Annotated in this window: 24 protein-coding genes; 10 read left to right on the top strand and 14 right to left on the bottom strand. The window is 45.5% G+C overall.

Annotation, left to right across the window (positions count from 1 at the left end; genetic code table 11):
* Positions 1 to 91: 91 nt before the first annotated feature.
* Both coaD and DB398_RS09610 read right to left on the bottom strand, forming a co-directional pair.
* Positions 92 to 550: a pantetheine-phosphate adenylyltransferase gene (gene coaD, locus DB398_RS09615; RefSeq protein WP_108424182.1), complete on the bottom strand. Its 459-nt coding sequence runs from the start codon at positions 548 to 550 to the stop codon at positions 92 to 94.
* A gap of 31 nt (positions 551 to 581) precedes the next feature.
* Complete coding sequence (locus tag DB398_RS09610; protein WP_108424181.1) at positions 582 to 1,556, bottom strand: D-alanine--D-alanine ligase; 975 nt, start codon at positions 1,554 to 1,556, stop codon at positions 582 to 584.
* An 80-nt stretch (positions 1,557 to 1,636) separates the two neighbouring features.
* On the opposite strand from DB398_RS09610, the gene DB398_RS09605 reads away from it, so the two are divergent.
* From DB398_RS09605 to DB398_RS18440, 6 genes are all read left to right on the top strand, one after another.
* On the top strand, positions 1,637 to 2,224 hold the full coding sequence (locus DB398_RS09605; RefSeq protein WP_108424180.1) for a PASTA domain-containing protein: 588 nt from the start codon (positions 1,637 to 1,639) through the stop codon (positions 2,222 to 2,224).
* Between the two features lie 2 nt (positions 2,225 to 2,226).
* Entirely contained in the window at positions 2,227 to 3,255 is a 1,029-nt protein-coding gene (locus DB398_RS09600) for an RluA family pseudouridine synthase (RefSeq protein WP_108424179.1), read from the top strand.
* Positions 3,256 to 3,419: 164 nt separating this feature from the next.
* On the top strand, positions 3,420 to 4,181 hold the full coding sequence (gene yaaA, locus DB398_RS09595) for a peroxide stress protein YaaA (protein ID WP_108424178.1): 762 nt from the start codon (positions 3,420 to 3,422) through the stop codon (positions 4,179 to 4,181).
* A gap of 174 nt (positions 4,182 to 4,355) precedes the next feature.
* Positions 4,356 to 6,902: a phosphoenolpyruvate carboxylase gene (locus DB398_RS09590; RefSeq protein WP_108424177.1), complete on the top strand. Its 2,547-nt coding sequence runs from the start codon at positions 4,356 to 4,358 to the stop codon at positions 6,900 to 6,902.
* 181 nt (positions 6,903 to 7,083) lie between these two features.
* Positions 7,084 to 7,785 carry a uracil-DNA glycosylase family protein gene (locus DB398_RS09585; RefSeq protein WP_108424176.1) on the top strand — a complete coding sequence of 234 codons (702 nt, stop codon included), beginning with the start codon at positions 7,084 to 7,086 and terminating at the stop codon, positions 7,783 to 7,785.
* A 93-nt stretch (positions 7,786 to 7,878) separates the two neighbouring features.
* A complete protein-coding gene (locus DB398_RS18440; RefSeq protein WP_199913378.1) occupies positions 7,879 to 8,049 on the top strand; it encodes a hypothetical protein in 171 nt (56 codons plus the stop codon).
* A 71-nt stretch (positions 8,050 to 8,120) separates the two neighbouring features.
* Here the strand turns inward: DB398_RS18440 and DB398_RS09580 are convergent, their stop codons facing one another.
* The 12 genes from DB398_RS09580 to DB398_RS09525 form a co-directional block, all read right to left on the bottom strand.
* Positions 8,121 to 9,617 carry a M20/M25/M40 family metallo-hydrolase gene (locus DB398_RS09580; RefSeq protein WP_108424175.1) on the bottom strand — a complete coding sequence of 499 codons (1,497 nt, stop codon included), beginning with the start codon at positions 9,615 to 9,617 and terminating at the stop codon, positions 8,121 to 8,123.
* Between the two features lie 34 nt (positions 9,618 to 9,651).
* On the bottom strand, positions 9,652 to 10,413 hold the full coding sequence (gene trpA / locus DB398_RS09575) for a tryptophan synthase subunit alpha (protein ID WP_108424174.1): 762 nt from the start codon (positions 10,411 to 10,413) through the stop codon (positions 9,652 to 9,654).
* A gap of 81 nt (positions 10,414 to 10,494) precedes the next feature.
* A complete protein-coding gene (trpB, locus tag DB398_RS09570; RefSeq protein WP_108424173.1) occupies positions 10,495 to 11,676 on the bottom strand; it encodes a tryptophan synthase subunit beta in 1,182 nt (393 codons plus the stop codon).
* 2 nt (positions 11,677 to 11,678) lie between these two features.
* Positions 11,679 to 12,371 carry a phosphoribosylanthranilate isomerase gene (locus DB398_RS09565; RefSeq protein WP_108424172.1) on the bottom strand — a complete coding sequence of 231 codons (693 nt, stop codon included), beginning with the start codon at positions 12,369 to 12,371 and terminating at the stop codon, positions 11,679 to 11,681.
* Positions 12,372 to 12,477: 106 nt separating this feature from the next.
* Complete coding sequence (trpC, locus tag DB398_RS09560; protein WP_108424171.1) at positions 12,478 to 13,263, bottom strand: indole-3-glycerol phosphate synthase TrpC; 786 nt, start codon at positions 13,261 to 13,263, stop codon at positions 12,478 to 12,480.
* A gap of 51 nt (positions 13,264 to 13,314) precedes the next feature.
* Positions 13,315 to 13,710, bottom strand: coding sequence for a four helix bundle protein (locus DB398_RS09555; protein ID WP_234416177.1), 396 nt, complete (start codon positions 13,708 to 13,710; stop codon positions 13,315 to 13,317).
* Between the two features lie 48 nt (positions 13,711 to 13,758).
* Entirely contained in the window at positions 13,759 to 14,751 is a 993-nt protein-coding gene (gene trpD, locus DB398_RS09550) for an anthranilate phosphoribosyltransferase (RefSeq protein ID WP_108424170.1), read from the bottom strand.
* A gap of 66 nt (positions 14,752 to 14,817) precedes the next feature.
* A complete protein-coding gene (locus tag DB398_RS09545; protein WP_108424169.1) occupies positions 14,818 to 15,387 on the bottom strand; it encodes an anthranilate synthase component II in 570 nt (189 codons plus the stop codon).
* Positions 15,388 to 15,389: 2 nt separating this feature from the next.
* Positions 15,390 to 16,787, bottom strand: a complete 1,398-nt coding sequence (locus DB398_RS09540) for an anthranilate synthase component I family protein (RefSeq protein WP_108424168.1) — start codon at positions 16,785 to 16,787, stop codon at positions 15,390 to 15,392.
* A gap of 237 nt (positions 16,788 to 17,024) precedes the next feature.
* The gene (locus DB398_RS09535; RefSeq protein ID WP_108424167.1) at positions 17,025 to 17,597 is read right to left on the bottom strand and encodes a YceI family protein; all 573 of its coding nucleotides are present in this window, start codon (positions 17,595 to 17,597) and stop codon (positions 17,025 to 17,027) included.
* 36 nt (positions 17,598 to 17,633) lie between these two features.
* Positions 17,634 to 18,266 (bottom strand): NAD(P)H-dependent oxidoreductase, encoded by a 633-nt coding sequence (locus DB398_RS09530; protein WP_108424166.1) that lies wholly within the window; start codon positions 18,264 to 18,266, stop codon positions 17,634 to 17,636.
* A gap of 5 nt (positions 18,267 to 18,271) precedes the next feature.
* Positions 18,272 to 18,718, bottom strand: coding sequence for a MarR family winged helix-turn-helix transcriptional regulator (locus tag DB398_RS09525; RefSeq protein WP_108424165.1), 447 nt, complete (start codon positions 18,716 to 18,718; stop codon positions 18,272 to 18,274).
* Positions 18,719 to 18,852: 134 nt separating this feature from the next.
* Here DB398_RS09525 and DB398_RS09520 point away from each other — a divergent pair, with 134 nt between their 5' ends.
* From DB398_RS09520 to DB398_RS09505, 4 genes are all read left to right on the top strand, one after another.
* Complete coding sequence (locus tag DB398_RS09520; RefSeq protein ID WP_108424164.1) at positions 18,853 to 19,395, top strand: TlpA family protein disulfide reductase; 543 nt, start codon at positions 18,853 to 18,855, stop codon at positions 19,393 to 19,395.
* 8 nt (positions 19,396 to 19,403) lie between these two features.
* Positions 19,404 to 20,027 carry a thioredoxin family protein gene (locus DB398_RS09515; protein ID WP_108424163.1) on the top strand — a complete coding sequence of 208 codons (624 nt, stop codon included), beginning with the start codon at positions 19,404 to 19,406 and terminating at the stop codon, positions 20,025 to 20,027.
* Positions 20,028 to 20,111: 84 nt separating this feature from the next.
* Positions 20,112 to 20,423, top strand: a complete 312-nt coding sequence (locus tag DB398_RS09510; RefSeq protein ID WP_108424162.1) for a rhodanese-like domain-containing protein — start codon at positions 20,112 to 20,114, stop codon at positions 20,421 to 20,423.
* A gap of 21 nt (positions 20,424 to 20,444) precedes the next feature.
* Positions 20,445 to 21,725: a DUF2851 family protein gene (locus DB398_RS09505; RefSeq protein WP_108424161.1), complete on the top strand. Its 1,281-nt coding sequence runs from the start codon at positions 20,445 to 20,447 to the stop codon at positions 21,723 to 21,725.
* Positions 21,726 to 21,731: the final 6 nt, after the last annotated feature.

Genomic DNA, 21,731 nt, shown 5'->3' with positions numbered 1-21,731 from the left:
CGAAAAATGTTGTTTTCTTGACATATGTCAATATTGTGGTGGTATTTCAATGGAAATATTGAAAATGACAGAAAAATATGTAGTAAAAGAATCAGAAGTTGACTACGACTGTTTCGGGAACCAGCCCCGTATAGTCACCACCGTTGCGAATAACGTCCCTAACGATGGAAGAGCTGATGTAGGATTTGCCTGATGAGGTCAATAAAAACACGGTCTCTATTTCGGAAAGTTTGCGGTTGGTGTGGGCTATGGCCTTTTCAAACTCAAAGTCAGCAGGGTTCCGGAGCCCCCTCAAAATAAAACTTGCCCCGATTTTTTTACAGAAGTCCACGGTCATGCCCTCATAGGTCATCACCTTTATCTTGGGCTGGTCCTTGAAGGCCTCCTCAATGAACTTTGTACGTTCCTCCAGGGAGAACATGTATTTTTTGTCGGCATTGATCCCGATGGCAATCACCAGTTCATCAAAGAGGGTGACGCCCCTGTTTATGATGTCGAAATGCCCAAGGGTAAGGGGGTCAAAAGAACCGGGGAACACTGCACGTCTCATGGTTGAAGGTTTTTATCAAAAATACGGTTTTCTATCGTAAGGCCTCCTCAATGGCGCTGTCGAACAAGGTTTTTAAGGAAATTCCAGCTACGCCGGCCTGTTGGGGCAGTAGGCTTTCCTCTGTCAGTCCGGGCGTTGTGTTGACCTCCAAAAGATGGGGCACATCCCCGATAAAGATGAATTCACTTCGCGTGAAGCCTTTCAGTCCCAGTGTCCTATAAATGAATTCAGCCATTTTCCTCACATTGGTCTCCTGCGCGGCCGATATCCGGGCAGGTGTGATTTCCTGTGATTTGCCCATGTACTTGGCCTCAAAATCAAAAAAATCGTTCTCGGAGACTATTTCGGTAATGGGCAGTACGGTCACTTCGCCCTTGTAGGTGATCACGCCGACAGATACTTCGGTGCCGTCCAGAAAAGATTCGATGATCACTTGGCTGTCCTCTTTGAAAGCTGTGTCTATGGCACCGGCCAGTTCTTCCTTTTGGTACACTTTTGAAATCCCATAGCTACTACCGGACCGATTGGCCTTTACAAAACAGGGGAGTCCCACTTTTTCCACGATGCCCGCCTCATCCACGGCCTGACCCTTGTTCAGATAGTAGGAAGTGGCACAGGGTACGCCATAGGGCTTCAGCGTGCTCAGCAAATCCCTTTTGTTGAAGGTAAGGGCAGATTCGTAATGGTTGCAAGAAGTGTGGGGAATGCCCAGCAGTTCAAAATAGGCCTGCAATAGCCCATCTTCGCCGGGTGTGCCATGGATGGCATTGAAAACACAATCGAAATGGATCTTGGTGCCATTGGGTTGGATGCTGAAATCTGCCTTGTCCACTGGGAATTCTTGGTTGGATGCATCGAGATAGATCCATTTTTCCCTGTTGATGACGATTCGGTAGGTATTGTATTTTTGGGTATCCAAAAATTTGTGCACCACGTTGCCGCTCTTGATGGAAATATTGTATTCACTGGAGTGGCCGCCCATGATAATGGCAATGTTCTTTTTCATCTGCTTTTCAAAATATCGCTTTGCCAAAGTAAAGAAAAAAGGGAAGGCTTTCCTATATTTGTTCCGATAAGGTTTTCCGCATGAAAAATTTTTTGGAGTTCTTAAAAAGTAAAACGTTCCTCATACAGTTGGGACTGGCCGTTGTGGCCATGGTGGTGATTGTTTTTGCCACCTTGCAATGGCTCAAGGGCACGACCAACCACGGTGAGTTCGTGGAAGTCCCGGACTTTTCAAAAATGTCGGTGGCCGAAATGCGAAAAGCGGTCGAGGAAGTGGGATTGCGCTATCAGGTGCTCGACTCGTCCGAATACAACCCCGATTATCCAAGATTTTCCATTTTGGCCCAGAACCCACCAGCGGGCAACAAGGTAAAGGACAATCGTAAGATCTATTTTACCGTAAATCCCTCAGGCTATAAAAAAGTGAGCGTTCCCGATATCATCCAAGTTACCCAGCGCAACGCAACGGCCATGCTCAGGGCCGTGGGATTGGAAGTGGAACGGGTCACCTATATCGACCAACTGGGCAAGGACATGGTCTATAACATGAAGTTCAGGGGAAAATATGTAAAGCCTGGCGACAAGTTGCCCAAGACCTCCAAGATTGAACTGATCTGTGGCAATGGGACCATACCCGAAAGTGCACGTGTACAGGCAGATTCCCAATAGCCATGGATTTCGAGGATAACCAAGAACTCTCTCAGGACGAACTCTTTGAGCATTACAGGTTCGTGGCCTCCAAAGGGCAGGAACCGCTACGCGTGGACAAATTCTTGATGAACTTTATCGAGTATGCCACCCGGAACAAGATACAACAGGCGGCCAAGCAAGGACATATCTGGGTCAATGGCACCACGGTAAAACAGAACTATAAAGTGAAGGCCGGGGATGAGGTCAAGGTCATGTTCGAGCATCCTCCCTATGAATTTCTGTTGACCCCTGAGAACATTCCATTGGATATTGTCTATGAGGACGATTCCCTTTTGGTGGTGAACAAGCCTGCCGGTATGGTGGTCCATCCGGGGCATGGCAATTACTCCGGGACCCTCATCAATGCATTGGTGTACCATTTTGAAAACTTGCCCAATAACAGCTCGGAAAGACCGGGATTGGTACACCGAATCGATAAGGACACCTCTGGATTGTTGGTCATCGCCAAGACCGAAGGGGCCATGACCCATTTGGCCCAACAATTTTTTGACAAGAGCAGTGAACGGGAATACGTGGCACTGGTCTGGGGCAATGTGGAAGAAAATGAAGGCACCGTTGAGGGGCACATTGGGCGAAACCCCAAGAACCGTTTGCAGATGATGGTCTATCCCAATGGGGATGATGGCAAGGAAGCCGTGACCCATTACAAGGTGCTGGAGCGGTTTGGCTATGTTACCCTGATCTCATGCCGACTGGAAACGGGCAGGACCCACCAGATACGGGTGCACATGAAATATATTGGGCACACGCTTTTCAATGATGAACGCTATGGTGGCGAAAAAATATTGAAGGGGACCACTTTCACCAAGTACAAACAGTTTGTGGAAAACGCCTTCAAGGTATTGCCCAGACAGGCATTGCACGCCAAGACCTTGGGCTTTGAGCATCCTGTGACAGGAGAGTTCATGCGGTTCAATACCGAGTTGCCCGAAGATATGGTGAACTGTATCGAAAAATGGCGTGGATATGCCAAGCACCACGAATCATAGTTTCTTTCAATCTTTAGATTGAAAACACCTTTTGCGTATCTTTCCATGAAACCAAATCCTTCGTTATTTTTACCAAATATTGAGGTAAATGGAATGAGCCATGACCATTCTTGGTGCCATCAAGATAGCTTAGGCAAGTTTTAAAAACAGTAAAATTAGAACACATGAAAATTGTTGTATCCCCGGCCAAGTCGCTCGATTTTGAAACGGCGTTGCCCACATCACAATATAGCCAGCCACAGTTTTTGGAAGAAGCCCAAAAGTTGAACGGGGTCCTGAAAAAGAAAAAGCCAAAGGCACTCTCCCAGTTGATGTCCATTTCTGACAATCTGGCCCAACTGAACTGGGAGCGCAACCAAGAGTTCGAGCCCCCTTTTACCCCGGAAAATGCAAGACCGGCCGTGTATGCTTTTAATGGCGATGTGTACCAAGGCCTTGATGCCTACACCATCCCGGAGAAAAAATTGGATCAATTACAGGACACGCTCCGGATTTTGTCCGGTCTTTATGGAATATTAAAGCCTTTGGACCTGATGCAGCCCTATCGGTTGGAAATGGGGACCCAATTGAAAGTGGGACGCAAAAAAAACCTGCACGAGTTTTGGAAAAAGCAGCTCACCGACCACTTGAATGCCGAGTTGGAAGATGGTGAACTGTTTGTGAACCTGGCCAGCAACGAATATTTCGGGGCCGTTGATGGGAAAAAACTGAAGGTGCCCGTGATCACACCCATTTTTAAGGATTGGAAGGACGACAAGCTAAAGGTCATCAGTTTCTTCGCCAAGAAAGCAAGGGGGTCCATGGTGCGCTATATCCTGGACACCGATGCCATGACCTTGGAGGACATCAAAGGTTTTGATCGTGATGGCTATACGTTCAGCCAAGAACACACCCAAAAACCCAACGAGCCGGTTTTTGTGCGCTGATTTTTTGGGGAAAACTGCCAGATTTCCTATGTTCTGGAAAAATGGGGCGAGCTGTTACGTTTATGGGACACCTGCCCTAAATTGTGATACATTCAAATTTGCCCCAAAGGTTGCGCTATAATCACGATCTTTGAGGACATCATTCAATATACAAACACAAACACCGAAACATCCATGCAGCAGTCCAGACGGTTAGAAGAGTTCAAAAAGTCGGTCACCAACAAGTTCAATATATACAATAGCCTTTTCTTGAGCTTGCCGTATAAGAATATTGAAAATGTGGGGATCCTCATTCCCGTTTTGCTCGATCAGTGCGAAAGGGGGCTAAGGGAGGGCAAGGACCCCAAAGAGATTTTGGAGGTCTTTTTCACCAACTTCGCCAATATCAAGGACGAAAGGGAACGTTTGGATTTTATGTTCCGCATCATCCAATACGTGGAACGCCAGGTGGTACTTTATGATAGTGTGGAGGATTCTGCCTTTCCCCAGCTCCAAAAATACAGCAACTCGCTCACCATCAAGGATTACTTTGAATTGGTGAACCGTACCAAGAATTGGGACAAGGTTTCCAAAAAACTGTCCACCTTCAGTGCGCGGATCGTTTTGACGGCACACCCCACACAGTTTTATACCCCCGCTGTTCTGGACATCATCGCCGAGTTGCGTTCGCTCATAGACGAGGACAGGATCTACGACATTGATGTGACCCTTCAACAGTTGGGCCTCACCTCATTGATCAATGCGAAAAAGCCGACTCCTTTGGACGAGGCCAAGAACATCATCTATATCCTCCGAAATACCTATTACAATGCCGTTGGGGAGTTGTACCAGTATGTGAAGAGCAATATCAAGGATGAGGATTTTGAGAATTACAACATCATCAAACTGGGCTTTTGGCCAGGTGGTGACCGGGATGGAAACCCGTATGTTACGGCGGATATTACTCGACAAGTGGCCGATGAACTGAGGCTCACCTTGATGAAGTGTTATTACAATGAGTTGAAGGAACTTCGTAAAAAGCTCACCTTCAAAAGTATGCAGGGCGACCTGGTTGCGCTGAGCGACAAACTGTACAAGGCCATGTTTGACCCGACGGTTCCGATTACCTACGCGGAGATCATTGGACTTTTGGGGGTCATCAGGGAAAAACTGATAGCGGACTATCACGGACTGTACTTGGACCTTTTGGATAGTTTCACGGACAAGGTACACATCTTCAAGACCCATTTTGCCACTTTGGATATCCGTCAGGACCATAGCAAGCACAAATTGGTGGTGGAAACGGTATTGAAGAAGGAAGGGGCCATCAAGGAGAACTTGGAAGAACTCAAGGAAAAGGATTTGGTGAAATGGTTGCTCCAAAAGAACCTGAAGTTGGATGCTGCGGATTTTGATGATGAAATCGTGAAGGATACCATTGCCAATATCCAACAGCTACGGGAAATACAGAACACGAACGGGGAAGATGGTTGCAATAGGTACATCATCAGTAACTCCGAGGATATTTTTGCCGTATTGTTCGTCTTCGGGCTGTTCAGATGGTGTGGTTGGGACGAGAAGGACATCACCTTCGATATTGTTCCCCTTTTTGAGACCATGAAAGGGATGGAAGTGTCCGAAGAAGTCATGCAGACCCTTTTTGACATTCCACAGTATCGAAAGCATCTGGAGAAACGAAACGAAATGCACACCATCATGCTCGGATTTTCCGATGGGACCAAGGATGGGGGCTACTTGAAGGCCAACTGGTCCATATTGAAGACCAAGGAAACACTGAGCAAGGTCTGCAAGAAGAACGGGATCAAGGCCATTTTCTTTGACGGAAGGGGAGGACCACCGGCAAGGGGAGGGGGCAAGACCCACAGGTTCTATGCCGCCCAGACCAAGGATGTGGCCAACCATGAGATCCAACTGACCATCCAAGGGCAGACCATAACCAGTACCTATGGCACCAAGGAACAGTTCAAGCATAACTCCGAACAGTTGCTCACCGCTGGGCTCAGCAACAATATCTTTGGAAAGGAGCTTGTCATAACCACTGCGCAGCGAAAATTGATCGAGGAACTTTCGGATCTGAGCTTTGATAAATACGATGCCCTGAAGCAGCATGAAAAGTTCATTCCTTACTTGGAGCACCGCAGTACCTTGAAATATTACACCAAAGCGAACATTGGCAGTAGGCCGGGCAAGAGGGGCAACAAGGCAAAGCTGACCCTGTCGGACCTTAGGGCCATCTCCTTTGTGGGGTCCTGGAGCCAGTTGAAACAGAACGTGCCCGGATATTTCGGTCTAGGGACTGCCATTCAGCAACTCAAGGACGAAGGAAGGCTCAATGAGGTCAAGAAGCTGTACAAGGAAGTTCCCTTTTTCAGGGCACTGATGCACAACAGTATGATGTCCTTGGCCAAGACCAACTTCAACCTGACCAGTTACATGAAGGACGATCCTGAATTTGGGGAGTTTTGGCACATTCTCCATCAAGAATTCCAACTTTCCAAGAAAATGCTCCTCCAGATTTCAGGGCTCAAGATCTTGATGGAAGATGAGGAGGTATCCCGGGAATCCGTAAAGATCAGGGAAAAAATAGTGTTGCCACTGTTGGTGATCCAGCAGAATGCCCTGTATCATATTACACAGGATTCGGAATTCAAGGAACTGTACGAAAAGATAGTGACACGTTCTCTGTACGGGAACATCAACGCCAGTAGGAATTCGGCGTAAACCAAAATGTTTGGGTTTTGCCAAAGAGTTAAAAAGTTAAAGAGGAAAACACCATCACGCTAATTTTTTAGATTATTAGTGTGGTGGTTTTTTTTTGTCTGACTCTTGACTTTTTTCACTCATTGTCCAGAAAGTCCAACAAGTTTAAACGAGTTTTGTTTAAAATTTTCAACTTTAGACCTTGAACCCAGAACCATTCAAACATACACACCCCTACGAACCTTTTTTGTTTCCAGAGGCCACCAAATTGATTGTGGGAACCTTGCCGCCACCCCGTTTCACTACGGGCGATCTCAGGAAGGAAGATGTCGATTTTTGCTATGGGAGTTGCAATGGCATGCTCTGGCCCATTCTGGACCGCATCTTTGATCTGGGATTGAAGTACGAGACCACGTTTGAGGCCATCTCACAGCGGGAAACATTCCTCCGGAAGCATAAGATCGGGGTTTGCGATATTGTTGCCAGTGCCGAGCGTACCAAAATTGATGCATCCGATCTGGGGATGCAAAATGTGGAACTTCGGGATTTGGTCGGATATCTTAAAAAGTATGGGAACATCCATACCGTTCTTTTTATGGGGGGCAACAGCAAGAACGGCCCGGAATATTTCTTCCGGAAACTCTTGAAGGAACATAACCTAAAATTGGATGTGGTGAATGATGAAGTACCACGGATCCATCAATTCGAATTGCCTGTCACTTCGAGGGGAGTCGAGAAGCATCGAACCATCAAAACCATATCCCTGACCGCCCCTTCGGGTGCCGCCAACCGTGCTGTGGGGAGTTTACAGGCCTACAAAGACCTCAAGGCTAAACATCCGGAATTCAATACGTTGGATTTCAGGGTGATGCAATATCGTTCTTTTTTTGAAGATGAGCAGTAAACTCGATTTTTAGAACTTTTACGATTTAGTTAAGACAATTTTAAGTCTCTTTCTACGTATATACTTCAATCACAAAACCTAAAATTCGAAAAAATGAAAGCAATCCATAAATTTATCGGAATCATTTTCGTTGTTACACTTATGGCTTCATGTTCTGCACATTACCATGCCAATAAAAATGGTATCCCGCCAGGACAGGCGAAAAAAATAACCGGGGCAAAGAGTGCAAAGGCATACGCTCCCGGTCAGCAAAAGAAAAATTAGTCATTGGACAGATTCAAATAAAAAAGGCCCCTATTTATAGGGGCCTTTTTGTTTTTTTCAGGTATTCGGCTTTAGCTTTTTGGGGTCGACAGAATGCCATAGAACATTTTTATCCCATAGGCCAACTGGCCAATCTTTACATTTTCGTTCGGGCTGTGTTGGTTGTTGTCGGGGTTGACCATCGGAACGATGAAGGCGGGAATCTTCAGTTCATTGATGAAAGGGGCTATAGGGACCGTTCCACCCATGGTGCGTATTTGTACCACATTGGAACCAAAGGTGTTTTTTAAGGTCTCGGTCAAGAATAGGCCATAAGGGTTATCCAGTTCGGTGCGGAACGCATCGGTGACGCTCCCTTCTTTTACAGTGACTATTTTGTCGTACTGCATGCGTTCTTCTTTGGAGGGTTCGTGGTCCAACACTTTGAAACCTTGTTGTGCCATATGGTCCTTCACCAATTTTTTCAAGCGGTTTCCATCGGTTTCCACTACCAAACGAAGGTCCAGTTCGGCGGTTGCGCTCTCGGGAACAATGGTCCTTGCCTTTTCCCCGATCCATCCAGAGCCAAGTCCACGGATGTTCAAAGAGGGGTATTGCAATGCTTCTTGGTAAAACCCGCCCACTTTTTCCGCTGACTTGAATTGCAATCTTTCGGCAATCTCTTCATCGCTGTCCGGAACACTTTTCAAGATTTCCTTAGTGGCCTCGTCAAGGGTAATCCCATCATAGTAACCAGCAATGGTGACTTTGCCATCGGCATCCTTCATGCTGGCCAGTAATTGGGCCAATTGGAAGCCAGGGTTTGGGGCGTAGTTTCCATAATGTCCACTGTGCTGTGGTCTAATGGGGCCATAGGTGGTCAGGGAAAGTGTGGTGATGCCCCTACAACCATAAACGATGGTCGGTGCGCCAGTGGCATGCACTGGGCCATCCACGATCATCAGAAAATCGGCTTCCAACAATTCGCGGTACTGTTTCACCGCCTTGGGCAAAGGTTTGCTGCTCTTTTCCTCCTCACTGTCCAAAATCACCTTTACGTTGAACGGGATTTCCTTTCCGTCATTCTTTAACAGGTCGAAGGTGTTCAACAAGGTCACGATGGGAGATTTGTCATCCGATGTGGAGCGGCCGAACAAACGCCAATCGTAATTGATGTCGTCGCCGAGTTCATCAAAGGAAACGGTTTTGAAACTGTCGCCCTCGGGAGCCTTCAGCACCATTTTATAAGGGTCCGGTTGGTCCCATTTGCTAGGGTCCACCGACTGTCCATCCAAGTGCATGTAGATCAAGACCGTGGGTTTTTCATTGTCCACAGGGGTAGCTGCAAAGAACAGGGGCAGATTTTCCGTTTCTAGGACCGCCGTATTGAAATTGCGCTCCCCGAACTTTCGTTTCAGCCACATGATGTTCTTGTCAATATCGTCCGGCTTAAGGGCATCGTTCGGAATGGCGATGAATTCTTGGAGTTCCTTTATGACATCCGCCACTTGGGATTTGACGGACACGTCATCTTGGGCAAAAAGGGAGAATGAAAGTAGGATTGAGAGGAATGAAAGGGTCTTTTTCATGAGACAGATCAGGATTCATTTTAAAACCTGAAATTTAACGAATTTGACCCACAAAACCACCGATTCCGTTCACCCCATTTTGTGTTAAATGTTTGATGAAGGCCGAGCCGATGATGGCTCCTTTGGCCTGTTCCGTAGCTTGCTGAAAGGTCTGTGCATTGCTGATCCCAAACCCAACAATCTGTGGGTTCTTCAATTTCATCCCTGCAATGCGTTCAAAATAAGTGGCTTGTTCCGTTCCGAAACCTTCCTTGGTCCCTGTGGTACTGGCGGAGCTTACCATGTAGATAAACCCTTCCGAAGCATCATCAATGGCCCTGATACGGGCATCACTGGTCTGGGGAGTAATCAAAAACACATTGATCAAACCGTGCTTTTTGAAGATGGTTTCATATTCCTCCTGATACACATCAAGGGGTAGATCCGGAAGAATGAGTCCGTCAATGCCAATTTCTTCGCATTTTTGGCAAAACTCCTCTACGCCATATTGCAAAACAGGATTGAAATACCCCATCAAAATCAAGGGAATGGAAACTGATTTACGAATATCCTTCAGTTGCTCGAAGAGCAGGGTGGTGGTCATTCCATTTTTAAGAGCGGCCGTGGAACTTGCTTGAATGGTAGGGCCATCCGCCAAAGGGTCACTAAAGGGTAATCCTATCTCGATGAGGTCCACCCCACTTTCTTCCAAATCTTGGATGATTTTTACCGTGTCGTTCAATGAAGGGTAACCGGCAGTGAAATATATGGAGAGGATTTTTTTATTCTCCTGAAGTTTTAGTTTGATTCTGTTCATCATGTTATGTTGTGTCTAATCCCCCTTTGAAGGGGGTACAGGGGATGTGGAAACACCCCTAAAGTCCCCTCAAGGGGACAGTTACAAATTAAAATAATCGATATAGTTCTGTAAATCTTTGTCTCCGCGGCCTGAAAGGTTCACTACCACCACGTCATCTTCTTTAAACTTCCGGTCCTTAAAAATGGCCAAGGCATGGGAGGATTCGATGGCTGGAATGATGCCTTCCAATTTGCAAAGGTCCAATCCGGCTTTCATGGCCTCGTCATCGGTGATGGAAATGAATTCCCCACGACCCGAAGTGTACAAATGTGCATGCAAGGGTCCCACACCAGGGTAATCCAATCCAGCGGAAATGGAGTAGGGTTCGGTAATCTGTCCGTCGGGAGTCTGCATCAACAAGGTTTTGCTTCCGTGGATGATGCCTACCTTTCCCAAGGCAGAAGTTGCGGCACTTTCACCTGAATGGATGCCTTTTCCTGCCGCTTCCACAGCAATAATCCCCACTTCGGGAGTATCCAGAAAATGGTAGAAAGCTCCAGCAGCGTTACTACCACCACCTACACAGGCGACAACAAAATCTGGATCTTCACGACCTTCTTTTTCCAATAATTGGGATTTTACTTCTTCAGAAATGACCGATTGAAATCGAGCTACCATATCAGGGTAAGGGTGCGGCCCAACCACCGAACCGATAATGTAATGCGTGTCCACAGGGTTATTGATCCAATCACGGATAGCTTCATTGGTGGCATCCTTCAGGGTTTTACTGCCTGAAGTGGCAGGTCGTACCTCTGCGCCCAACATTTTCATACGGGCCACATTGGGTGCTTGTCGGGCAATATCAATCTCGCCCATATACACCACACACTCGATTCCCATAAGGGCACAAACCGTTGCCGTGGCAACACCATGCTGACCGGCACCGGTCTCTGCAATGATGCGGTGTTTGCCCAATCGTTTCGCCATCAAAATCTGCCCGATGGTGTTGTTGACCTTGTGCGCACCGGTGTGGCACAAATCTTCCCGTTTGAGGTAGATCTTGGTGTTGTACTTTTTGGATAGGCGTTCCGCAAAATATAGGGGTGTGGGTCGGCCCACATAATCCTTTAGCAATTGATGGAATTCTTCTTGAAAGGAAGGTTCCGCCATAATCTTTAGGTAATTCTGCCGTAGCTCCTCACAATTGGGGTACAGCATTTCGGGGATAAAAGCCCCTCCATATTCCCCATAATAGCCTCGTTCATCAGCGTGATAACTCATCATCAGTTGTCAGTTTTAAGTTGTAAGTCGTCACTGAGTTCATTGATGAATGTTTTCAATGACGTAATGTCTTTTAGTCCGGGTTCGATTTCGAATTTGCTGTTCACATCTAGGGCAAAGCAATATTTCGAAGCTGGACTGTTCAAAAATTCCTTTAAGTTCTCCACGGAATCCAATCCGATTCCCCCACTTAAAAAGAAGGGTTTGGTGGACGGATAGTGTTCCAAAACGGACCAGTCAAAAGTATACCCATTGCCTCCAGGTAATTTTCCTTTGGTGTCGAAAAGGAAATAATCGCAAACGGATTCATAATCTTTCAAGACCGAAAAATCAAAATTATCTTTAATGGAAAAGACCTTGATGATTTTAAGTTCGTCATGCTGAACTTGATTCAGCATCTCACTCGGGTGAGACCCCGAAACAAGTTCGGGGTGACGCAAGGTGCGGCAATACTCCACACTTTCCTTCCCATGCAGTTGCACGGCATCCAATCCGTAGTGATTCACTTTTTCCAAAACTTCTTCCACAGGGGCATCCACAAAAACCCCTACTTTTTTGATGGATTTTGGCAATTGCGGCATTGCTCCCTTAAAATAGCGTGAGGAAGGTTCCCAGAAAATAAAACCCAAGTAATCGGGTTGCAATTGTGCCACCTCAGTTGGGTTTTGATTCATGCCGCAAACTTTTAGTTTCATAGTTTCTATTTTGTCAGGTCGAGTGTTTTGAAGCTTGTTTCAAAATGTATCGAGACCATTTCACTTCTCGATACAATTTACCTTTGGTAAATCACTCGAAGTGACTTTATTTTTCTAATTCATCAATAAATGTTTTCGCACTGGCGCCAGGATCATCCGTCTTCATGAAATTCTCTCCAATCAAAAATCCTTGGTAGCCGTATTCTTTTAAATCTCTGATTGCTTCAATGGAACTGATGCCGCTTTCGGACACTTTTACAAAGTCATCCGGAATCTGTTCCGATAGGGTTTTGCTGGTATCCAGGCTCACCTCGAAGGTTTTCAAATTTCTGTTGTTCACGCCTAACATATCCAGACTGGGCATGATGGATTTATGGAGTTCCTCTTCGTTGTGGATTTCCAACAATACATCCAAGCCCAAACTTTTGGCCAATTCGGAAAGTGTCTTGATTTCATCGCGTGACAAAATGGCCGCGATCAACAAAATCACATCGGCACCATAGGCCTTGGCCTCCACAATTTGATATTCATCTATGATGAATTCCTTACGTAAGAGCGGAATGTTCACGGCTGCCCTCGCTAAAACCAAGTCGTCCAAAGAACCTCCAAAATATTTTCCATCCGTTAAAACGGACATGCCACAAACGCCTGCATCTGCATAGCCTTTGGCCACATCCTGCACGTTCAAATTTTGGTTGATGACCGATTTGGACGGAGATCGCCTCTTGTGTTCGGCAATGATTCCCGTATTGCTTTTTCGCAAAAGTGCTGCCAAGGACATTGAAGTGCTTTCCACCATCACCGAGGCTTCCAGTTTGGAAATGGTGATCAAGGATTTTTTCAAATCGACTTCTTTGCGTTTGTCGGCTACTATTTTGTCTAGTATGTTCATTTTTTAATCATTGTCCGAAGCCGGAAGTCCGAAGTCGGAAGTTCATTATTGTCATTTGATGTTTTTTCGAAAGGCGACCATCATATTCATTAAATTGAATGCTTCTTCATATAGGGTATCAAAGCTTTCGGTTGGGATATATTTTCTTCTTTTGGCTTTATGTAAACAAGTGACAACTTCGGCCAAGGAGCGAATGGCATAGGCCATGAATTTTTTAAATTCTGGATTGGTCTGTCCTGTTGAACCCTCGGAAATATTTAATGCAATGGAATCAACTGCCCTTCTTAGTTGAGAACTGAGATTATATATTTCCTCTTTTGGGAAAAGTTGGGTTATTTCATTGATGGCTTCGCCATAATCCATAGCTTTTTGCCAAACAATGATTTTTTCGAACTTAAATTTTGATTCTAACATTGACAGTTGAATGATTTTTATTTTTTCGATCAAGTTCTGATTTGAGTTCAAACTCCTGACTCCCGACTTCTGACTCCCGACCTATTGGGACAAAGATTGCAACTTCTTCAACGCCTCCAATCCTTTTCCGCCCAATAGTGATTCCTTGGCGTTTTCAAATCCTTGCTTTGGGGTGATGCCCTTTACCGTGGCAATGGCCACCCCGGCATTGGCGCAGACCACATTGTTCTGGGCCTCGGTTCCCTTTCCTTGCAACACATTCATAAAGATTTGGGCCGATTCGGAAATGTCCTCTCCACCGGTAATCTCTTCTTGGGTTACTTTTTCCACTCCAAAGTCGGCAGGGGTCAACATGGCTTCGGAGTTGTTGGAAATGGTCTTGGTGTCACCTGTCAACGAAATTTCATCATAGCCATCCAAGGCGTTCAAAATGGTGAATTTTTTATCGGTGTTCTGATAGAGATACCCGTACATCCGTGCCAGCTCCAAATTATAAACTCCTACCATCTGGTTCTTCGGAAAAGCAGGATTGACCATGGGTCCCAACATATTGAAAAAGGTCTTCACGGCCAGTTCCCTTCGGATGGGTCCCACATTTTTCATGGCAGGGTGGAAGAGAGGAGCGTGTAGCACACAAATCCCTGCTTCTTCAATGGACCGCTTTAAAAAATCATGGTCATTACTGAACTTGATGCCCAAAAATTCTATCACATTGCTACTGCCACATTTGGAAGAAACCCCATAATTGCCATGTTTGGTCACGGGAATTCCTGCTCCTGCCGTTACAAAGGAGGCCAAAGTGGAAATGTTGAAAGTGTCCTTACCATCACCCCCGGTGCCGCAAAGGTCGATAGGGTCATAGTCGGATAGGTCCACTGCCAAGCAAAGGTCCAAAAGTGCATCACGGAAACCTTCGAGCTCCTCAATGGTGACACTCCGCATCATATACACGGTAAGGAATGCGGCAATCTGGGAGGTGTTGTAATCACCCTTGGCAATGTTCACCAGCACCTGTTTGGCTTCTTCCTTGGGCAGTATTTCGTGATTGATCAGTTTGTTTAAAGTCTCTTTCATTCTGATAGTATTTGGATATTAGAAGTGAGTATTGAGATTACATTTCTCACTTCTAAATTCTCATGTCTAATCTCTATTGAGCCAATTTTTAAGCATTTGTTTTCCTTCGGGGGTCAAGACGGATTCCGGGTGAAACTGTACTGCGGTCACATCATATTTCGTATGTCGAAGTGACATGATCTGTCCGTTTTCATCCACAGAGGTAATTTCAAGGACTTCCGGCACTTTTGTGTCTACCACCCAGGAGTGATACCTTCCCACTTGAAGGTTTTTAGCCATTCCTTTGAAAATAGGGTCGTCCTTGGTCACAGTGATGGTGGTAGCCACCCCATGGTACACCTTGTCCAGGTTCACCAATGTGCCGCCAAAAACTTCGCCAATGGCCTGCAATCCCAAGCAGACGCCAAAAATGCTTTTGGTAGGGGCGTATGTTTTGATGATTTCCTTCAACAATCCGGCTTCATCAGGAATGCCCGGTCCGGGGGACAACACAATGTATTGGAACGGTTCCACTTCGTCCAAAGTGAGTTGGTCGTTCCGTTTTACAGTGACCTCACAATCCAAATCTTCCAGATAGTGCACCAAATTGTAGGTGAAACTATCGTAATTGTCTATCATTAAAATCTTTCTTCCCATGGTCAGATCGTTTCGGCAATTTCAAGGGCCTTGGTTAAGGCGCCCAGTTTGTTATAGGTTTCCTGTAGTTCGTCTTCGGCGTTGGATGCAGCCACCAATCCAGCTCCAGCCTGATAGTGTAGTTCGTGGTTTTTGCTCAAAAAGGTGCGGATCATGATGGCGTGGTTAAAATTGCCTTCAAAATCCATGAACCCAATGGCTCCACCATAATAGGAACGGCTGGTTTTCTCGTATTTTTCAATGAGTTGCATGGCCATATGTTTGGGCGCGCCACTCAAGGTTCCCGCTGGGAACGTATCGGCCACCACTTTCATGGTGCTGATGTCCTTCTTTTTTTGTCCGGTTACTTTGGAAACCAAATGGATCACGTGCGAGAAGTATTGTACCTCTCGATACGTTTCCACGTTCACCGTGTTGCCATTTCGGCTGAGGTCGTTTCGGGCCAGATCTACCAGCATCACATGCTCGCTATTTTCCTTATCGTCTTGGGCCAATTTTTTGGCCAGTTCGGCATCCTTTTCATCATTTCCGGTACGCTTGTAGGTGCCGGCGATGGGATGGATCTCTGCCTTGCCTTCTTTCACGATTAATTGTGCTTCGGGCGAACTTCCAAAAATCTTGAAGTTGCCGTAATCAAAATAGAATAGGTAAGGGGAGGGGTTGATGGAACGCAAAGCACGGTACACATTGAATTCATCCCCCTTGAATTTTTGGGTGAACCTTCTAGAAAGTACCAATTGGAACACATCGCCACGCTGACAGTGCTTTTTGGCGAGTTCCACATGTTCTTTGTATTCCTCGTCCTTCAAATTGGATTTGGGCTCACCTTCCTTGTTGAAATTGTAGGAAGAAAAGGTTCGTACATTGAAAAGTTGCGCAATCTCCTCCACATTACTTTCCGAATCATAACAATGGGCGAACAGATAAGCCTCATTCTTAAAATGGTTGATGGCAATGATGTTCTTGTACACCGCGTAATAGATGTCCGGAATGCTTACCGAATCTTCTTTTTTAGAAATGTCCACATCCTCAAAATACCGGACCGCATCATAGGCCATATAGCCAAAAAGGCCATTGTTGATGAATTTAAAACCATTTTGGGCCACCGAGAATTGATTGGCAAAGTTGTGGATGACCTCGGTCACATCGGTAGAAGAATCAATGGCAGTTTCCAATTTTTTACCATCAGGGAATTGTTGCGTGATGGTCTCTTGCTCCACTTTGATGTAGGCAATGGGATTGCAGCAGATGTACGAGAAGCTGTTGTCGTTGGCATGGTAGTCGCTACTTTCCAGCAGAATACTGTTCGGGAACTTGTCCCTGATCTTGAGATAGACACTCACCGGGGTGATGGTGTCGGCCAAGATTTTTTTGTAATGTGTTTCTAAATTGTATTTCATAAGGTCCTAAAAAAGAAAAAGGCCTGTCGTGATGACAAGCCTCTTGTATGGTTATAACGGGGACTTAGCTCACGACGTTTGACGTAAGTTGTTCCACCACCAGTTATTTGCTATAAATAATTTCATTGCCTCAAATATAGGGAGGAATTTTTAACGGGCAAACATTGTTTTGTGTAAAATCAAAATCCCGTCCAAGATTTTCCTGGACGGGATTTTCACACACTAAACTGGAGCTGATTACATCTGTAGATCAACTACCAAATCAAATTCGTCATAGATCAACTTGTCCTTGGCGGTACCAATGATGCCAGAACCGTATTTTACATCGTAGTTGGTTCGGTCCACTTTCAAAGAGGCAGTGGCCTTGTCACCGTAAACAGATACATCGAAAGTCACGGGTTTTGTAGTGCCTTTGATGGTAAGGTCGCCGGTAACAGCATACGAGTTTTTGCCAGTAGCTTTCACTTTGGTGAACACCAATTTGGCAGTTGGGTGTTTTTCGATGCCAAAAAAGTCGTCAGAACCCAAGTGGCCATCCAATTTTCCTTTGTAATCACCTTCCAGGTCGGTGGTGTTGATGCTGGTCATGTCTACCACAAACTGTCCTCCTACCAATTTTTCACCGTCAAACTCGAGGGCTCCTGATTGAAGGGAGATGGTGCCGGTGTGTGAACCGCCCACTTTGTACCCTTTCCAGGTTACGGTGCTTTCAGAGGCTTTCACTTCTTTGGTTTCTTTTTCAATTGGATTTGCAATAGCAGAAGCTCCAAAAAGGGTGATCAAGGCTAAACTTAAGATTGTCTTTTTCATGATTGTTTTAAATGTCTGTTTTTAATTGTTATTGATTTATATAAGGGTAAATAATTCTTCTGTCGATTTTCTTACTTTGGGAAGGTGTTGGGTCTGGTCCTCTTCCGATCTGTAACCAATGGGAAGGACCACGGCGGCATTAAGGTTCTTTTCGACCAGTCCCAAAATCTCATTGTACTTATCCGCTTCAAAACCTTCCATGGGGCAGGTGTCTATTTTAAGCTCGGCAGCCGCCTGCATCAAGTTGCCAAAGGCAATATAGGCCTGCTTGGCGGTCCAGGTGTCCTTGGCCTCAATGGGAAGCGAAATCAATTTTGACTTCATGAAATCAGAGTATCCCTTAAGGTTTTCGGCAGGGATGTTTCTGGTTTCCACAACATTGGTCAAATAATCATCCACCAGTTCCTCTCCAAAATCCGATGCATTGGCAAAAACGATCAGGTGCGATGCATCCGTGATCTGGGATTGGTTCCATGAGGCAGGCTTCAACTTTTCTTTGGTCTCTTGGTCCGAAATCACAAAAATGTGATAAGGTTGCAATCCGTAGGAAGAAGCACTCAAACGGGTTGCTTCCAAAAGGGTTTCCAAGTCCTGATCCGACACTTTTTTAGTGGGATCGAATTTTTTGGTGGCGTAGCGCCAAGTTCTATGTTCAATTACGCTGTTCATTATCTCTAAAATTTATCCAATAGGGTATTCAATTGTTCCAGTTCCTCTTTGTTGAAATTTTTTACAATATCATTTTCGGCCTCAGCCAAGGCTTTGTCCATTTCAGATAGGGCATTGGAGCCTTTTTCCGTGATCAAGATTTCAACTTTGCGCCGGTTGGATGGGCACACATTCCTGACCACATAATCTTTGGCCAATAGTTTGTCCACCAGTCGTGTGGTGTTGCTCATTTTGGTGACCATCCGATCGTTCAAGGTGGAAAGATTGGCAGGTTTGCCGTGTTGTCCCCTCAGAATGCGCAACACATTGAACTGTTGAAGGGAAACATCAAATGGTTTTAGCGCATTGTTTGTCAATTCATTGAGCTTGTTGTTCACCAAGGTCATATGAATCAATGTCCTACTTTCCAAGGGCATTTTCTTTGACGTTTTTATGATTTCCTCCACATTCATGTACAAACAATATTTGTATATACAAATGTATGTCGATTATTTGATTCCCACCTTACATTTAACAGATAAAATTTTGTTAAAAGGAATCATGGGGATGGTTCATTAATTAATTTTAAGGTTGTAAATAGCAGTGAATGAATAGGTTATTGATTTTGTTTTTGACATTTTCCTTGGTGGTGGGTTGTGGCGATGGTAAAAAGCCAAAAGATGTGGCTGACAACCAAGAAGTTGCTGTGGGATCCCAAAATGACGAAAAGGTGGCTTTTCCCATTTATGATTTTAAAGGGTTGGAACCATTGCTCCATAAAGAGGATGACCAGACCTATATCATTAACTTTTGGGCCACGTGGTGCAAACCCTGTTTGGAGGAACTTCCCCATTTTGAACGAATCAGGGAGGAGCAAAAGAACAATAATGTAAAGGTGATCTTGGTAAGTCTGGACATGCCCCATATGTGGAAACCCCGATTGGAGCCTTACGTGAAAAATAAAAAGATCCAATCGGAAGTGGTGATCTTGGACGACCCCAAACAAAATGAGTGGATTCCCAAAGTGGACGAAGCATGGGGCGGTGGCATTCCCGCTACCTTAATATATAATAAGGACAAGCGGCAATTTTTTGAAAAAGGATTTACCTACGAGGAACTCAACGAAGCATTGAACAAATTCACCAAATAAAGACGACTATGAAATTAAGTAGGATGCTCGGATTTTTGGCATTGATACTCATTTTTGGGGCATCGTTTGCCATGGGAATAAGTGCGGCCAAAGACCACATTGCAGACGATGGTTATGAAATCGGTGATGTTGCCGCGGATTTTTCATTGAAAAATGTGGATGGCAAGATGGTTTCTTTGTCCGACTATGCCAATGCCAAGGGATTTTTGGTCATTTTCACCTGCAACACCTGCCCATATGCGAAGGCTTATGAAGATCGTATCATGGCACTGGACAAGAAATACAAGTCCCAGGGGGTGCCCGTGATTGCCATCAACCCAAATACGAAATCTGGGGATGGATTTGCGGAAATGAAACAAAGGGCCAAGGAAAAAGGATTCACTTATCCCTATCTTCATGATGAGGGACAAAAAGTATACCCGCAGTATGGGGCTACCAAAACTCCTCACGTGTTCTTGCTGGAAAAGACTCAAACAGGAAATGTGGTGCGCTACATTGGTGCCATCGATGACAATTACCAAGACGCATCACAGGTGGATGAAAAGTTTGTGGAAAACGCAGTGGACGCCATGTTGGCCGGAAAAGAAATAGATCCCAGCACTACCAAGGCCATTGGATGTGGCATCAAGTAAAGGGGGCTGTTCTAAAATAAAACACAAGGAAATCCGGAGTAACGCTCCGGATTTTTATTTTTGTAGGGATAAAAACAGCATACTATGTCAGATCTATCACAAGAGGAATGGGCTGAGCAGCTCGAAAATGATGATAACGCCTTCATATTGGATGTGCGTACCCCCGAGGAAGTGGAAGATGGGTATATCCCCGGAGCCACCAACATCGATATCTATTTGGGGCAAGAGTTTCTGGACGAACTGGAAAAACTGGACAAGTCCAAAAACTATTATGTGTATTGCAGATCGGGCAACCGAAGTGGGCAGGCCTGTGCCATCATGAACAGTATAGGAATAGAAAATGCATATAACCTGGAAGGCGGCTTTATGAACTGGGAAGGCGAAGTGGCAGAGTAGACCTCCATTCATCCCAAATCGATGCGAGAAGACCTACTACATTTTATTTGGAGGCACAACAAGCTTCCAAAGAATGGACTATGCGCTGGGGAAAACGGGAGTGTGGCCATCAAGGCCGCAGGAACCCAGAATCCCTATGCAGGCCCCGACTTTTTCAATGCCCAAGTGGAGATCAATGGCCAGCTTTGGGCAGGCAATGTAGAAATGCACATCAAATCATCCGATTGGTATGCACACCACCACGAGACAGATGAAAATTACGACAGCGTCATCCTCCATGTAGTTTGGGAAGATGACGTTGCCGTTTTTAGGAAGGACGGTTCCCAGATTCCCGCCTTGGAGCTGAGCCGTTATGTGACAGGGCAGCTTTTGGTGGCATACAGGGGGCTTATGGAAAATTCCAAGCCTGGCTTCATCAATTGTGAAAAGGATTTTGGGACAATCGATTCTTTTTTGGTCGAGAGTTGGTTGCACCGATTGTATATTGAACGGTTAGAGCATAAATCCGAACTCATACTCGACCTGTTGAAAAAGTCGAACAACGATTGGGAAGCGGTTCTCTTTATGATGTTGGCCAAGAATTTTGGGTCCAAAGTGAACGGACCCTTCTTTTTGGAACGGGCACAGCAATTGGATTTTTCCATCGTGAGAAAAACCAGTAACGAACCTTATCAATTGGAAAGTCTGCTGTTCGGACATTTTGGGCTTCTGGATGAGAAGGATTGTACGGATGGATATTACCTGCAACTCCAAAAGGAATACGATTACCTCTCCAGAAAATACGACCTGCCCATGCGCACGGGGAAACCGGAATTTTTTGGTCTCCGCCCGCCCAATTTTCCCACCCTTCGGGTTTCGCAATTGGCCAACCTGTACCATGGCAGGCAGGGCCTATTCTCAGAACTGATGGCCAGCCTTTCCTTGAAGGATGTCCATCGCATTTTTGATGTGGGGGCCAGCCCGTACTGGCATGACCATTTCACCTTTGGGAAGACATCCCGGAAAAGTGCAAAGAAGCTTTCGAAAAAATTCATCGACCTGTTGGTCATCAATACCCTTGTGCCGCTCAAGTTCTGCTATGGCAAACAATTGGGGAAAGATTGGAACGAAGAACTGCTCGCTCTGGTGGCGGAAGTGGAAAAAGAGAACAATTCCATCATTGGAAATTTTGAAAGACTCGGGGCAAAAGCCAAGAATGCTTTGGAAAGCCAGGCCCAATTGGAACTGTACACAAATTATTGCGCCAAGAATAAATGCCTGCAGTGCAGTTTGGGCACCCAATTATTGAACAGAAATACCTAATTTTGA

The sequence above is a fragment of the Flagellimonas amoyensis genome (assembly GCF_003058265.1).
In the GTDB taxonomy this organism is placed as follows: Bacteria; Bacteroidota; Bacteroidia; order Flavobacteriales; family Flavobacteriaceae; genus Flagellimonas; species Flagellimonas amoyensis.
This window is presented reverse-complemented; position numbering and strand designations above follow the sequence as displayed.

What these genes read in the sequence shown, in the direction of transcription:
- DB398_RS09515 (WP_108424163.1), top strand. Translation starts at nt 19,404, where the DNA reads ATGAAATTAAGTAGGATGCTCGGATTTTTGGCATTGATACTCATTTTT.
- DB398_RS09610 (WP_108424181.1), bottom strand. Translation starts at nt 1,556, where the DNA reads ATGAAAAAGAACATTGCCATTATCATGGGCGGCCACTCCAGTGAATAC.
- DB398_RS09505 (WP_108424161.1), top strand. Translation starts at nt 20,445, where the DNA reads ATGCGAGAAGACCTACTACATTTTATTTGGAGGCACAACAAGCTTCCA.
- DB398_RS09580 (WP_108424175.1), bottom strand. Translation starts at nt 9,617, where the DNA reads ATGAAAAAGACCCTTTCATTCCTCTCAATCCTACTTTCATTCTCCCTT.
- trpA (WP_108424174.1), bottom strand. Translation starts at nt 10,413, where the DNA reads ATGAACAGAATCAAACTAAAACTTCAGGAGAATAAAAAAATCCTCTCC.
- DB398_RS09540 (WP_108424168.1), bottom strand. Translation starts at nt 16,787, where the DNA reads ATGAAATACAATTTAGAAACACATTACAAAAAAATCTTGGCCGACACC.
- DB398_RS09535 (WP_108424167.1), bottom strand. Translation starts at nt 17,597, where the DNA reads ATGAAAAAGACAATCTTAAGTTTAGCCTTGATCACCCTTTTTGGAGCT.
- DB398_RS09545 (WP_108424169.1), bottom strand. Translation starts at nt 15,387, where the DNA reads ATGGGAAGAAAGATTTTAATGATAGACAATTACGATAGTTTCACCTAC.
- DB398_RS09600 (WP_108424179.1), top strand. Translation starts at nt 2,227, where the DNA reads ATGGATTTCGAGGATAACCAAGAACTCTCTCAGGACGAACTCTTTGAG.
- DB398_RS09525 (WP_108424165.1), bottom strand. Translation starts at nt 18,718, where the DNA reads ATGAATGTGGAGGAAATCATAAAAACGTCAAAGAAAATGCCCTTGGAA.
- coaD (WP_108424182.1), bottom strand. Translation starts at nt 550, where the DNA reads ATGAGACGTGCAGTGTTCCCCGGTTCTTTTGACCCCCTTACCCTTGGG.
- trpB (WP_108424173.1), bottom strand. Translation starts at nt 11,676, where the DNA reads ATGAGTTATCACGCTGATGAACGAGGCTATTATGGGGAATATGGAGGG.
- trpD (WP_108424170.1), bottom strand. Translation starts at nt 14,751, where the DNA reads ATGAAAGAGACTTTAAACAAACTGATCAATCACGAAATACTGCCCAAG.
- DB398_RS09605 (WP_108424180.1), top strand. Translation starts at nt 1,637, where the DNA reads ATGAAAAATTTTTTGGAGTTCTTAAAAAGTAAAACGTTCCTCATACAG.
- DB398_RS09590 (WP_108424177.1), top strand. Translation starts at nt 4,356, where the DNA reads ATGCAGCAGTCCAGACGGTTAGAAGAGTTCAAAAAGTCGGTCACCAAC.
- DB398_RS09530 (WP_108424166.1), bottom strand. Translation starts at nt 18,266, where the DNA reads ATGAACAGCGTAATTGAACATAGAACTTGGCGCTACGCCACCAAAAAA.
- trpC (WP_108424171.1), bottom strand. Translation starts at nt 13,263, where the DNA reads ATGAACATACTAGACAAAATAGTAGCCGACAAACGCAAAGAAGTCGAT.
- yaaA (WP_108424178.1), top strand. Translation starts at nt 3,420, where the DNA reads ATGAAAATTGTTGTATCCCCGGCCAAGTCGCTCGATTTTGAAACGGCG.
- DB398_RS09520 (WP_108424164.1), top strand. Translation starts at nt 18,853, where the DNA reads ATGAATAGGTTATTGATTTTGTTTTTGACATTTTCCTTGGTGGTGGGT.
- DB398_RS18440 (WP_199913378.1), top strand. Translation starts at nt 7,879, where the DNA reads ATGAAAGCAATCCATAAATTTATCGGAATCATTTTCGTTGTTACACTT.
- DB398_RS09510 (WP_108424162.1), top strand. Translation starts at nt 20,112, where the DNA reads ATGTCAGATCTATCACAAGAGGAATGGGCTGAGCAGCTCGAAAATGAT.
- DB398_RS09565 (WP_108424172.1), bottom strand. Translation starts at nt 12,371, where the DNA reads ATGAAACTAAAAGTTTGCGGCATGAATCAAAACCCAACTGAGGTGGCA.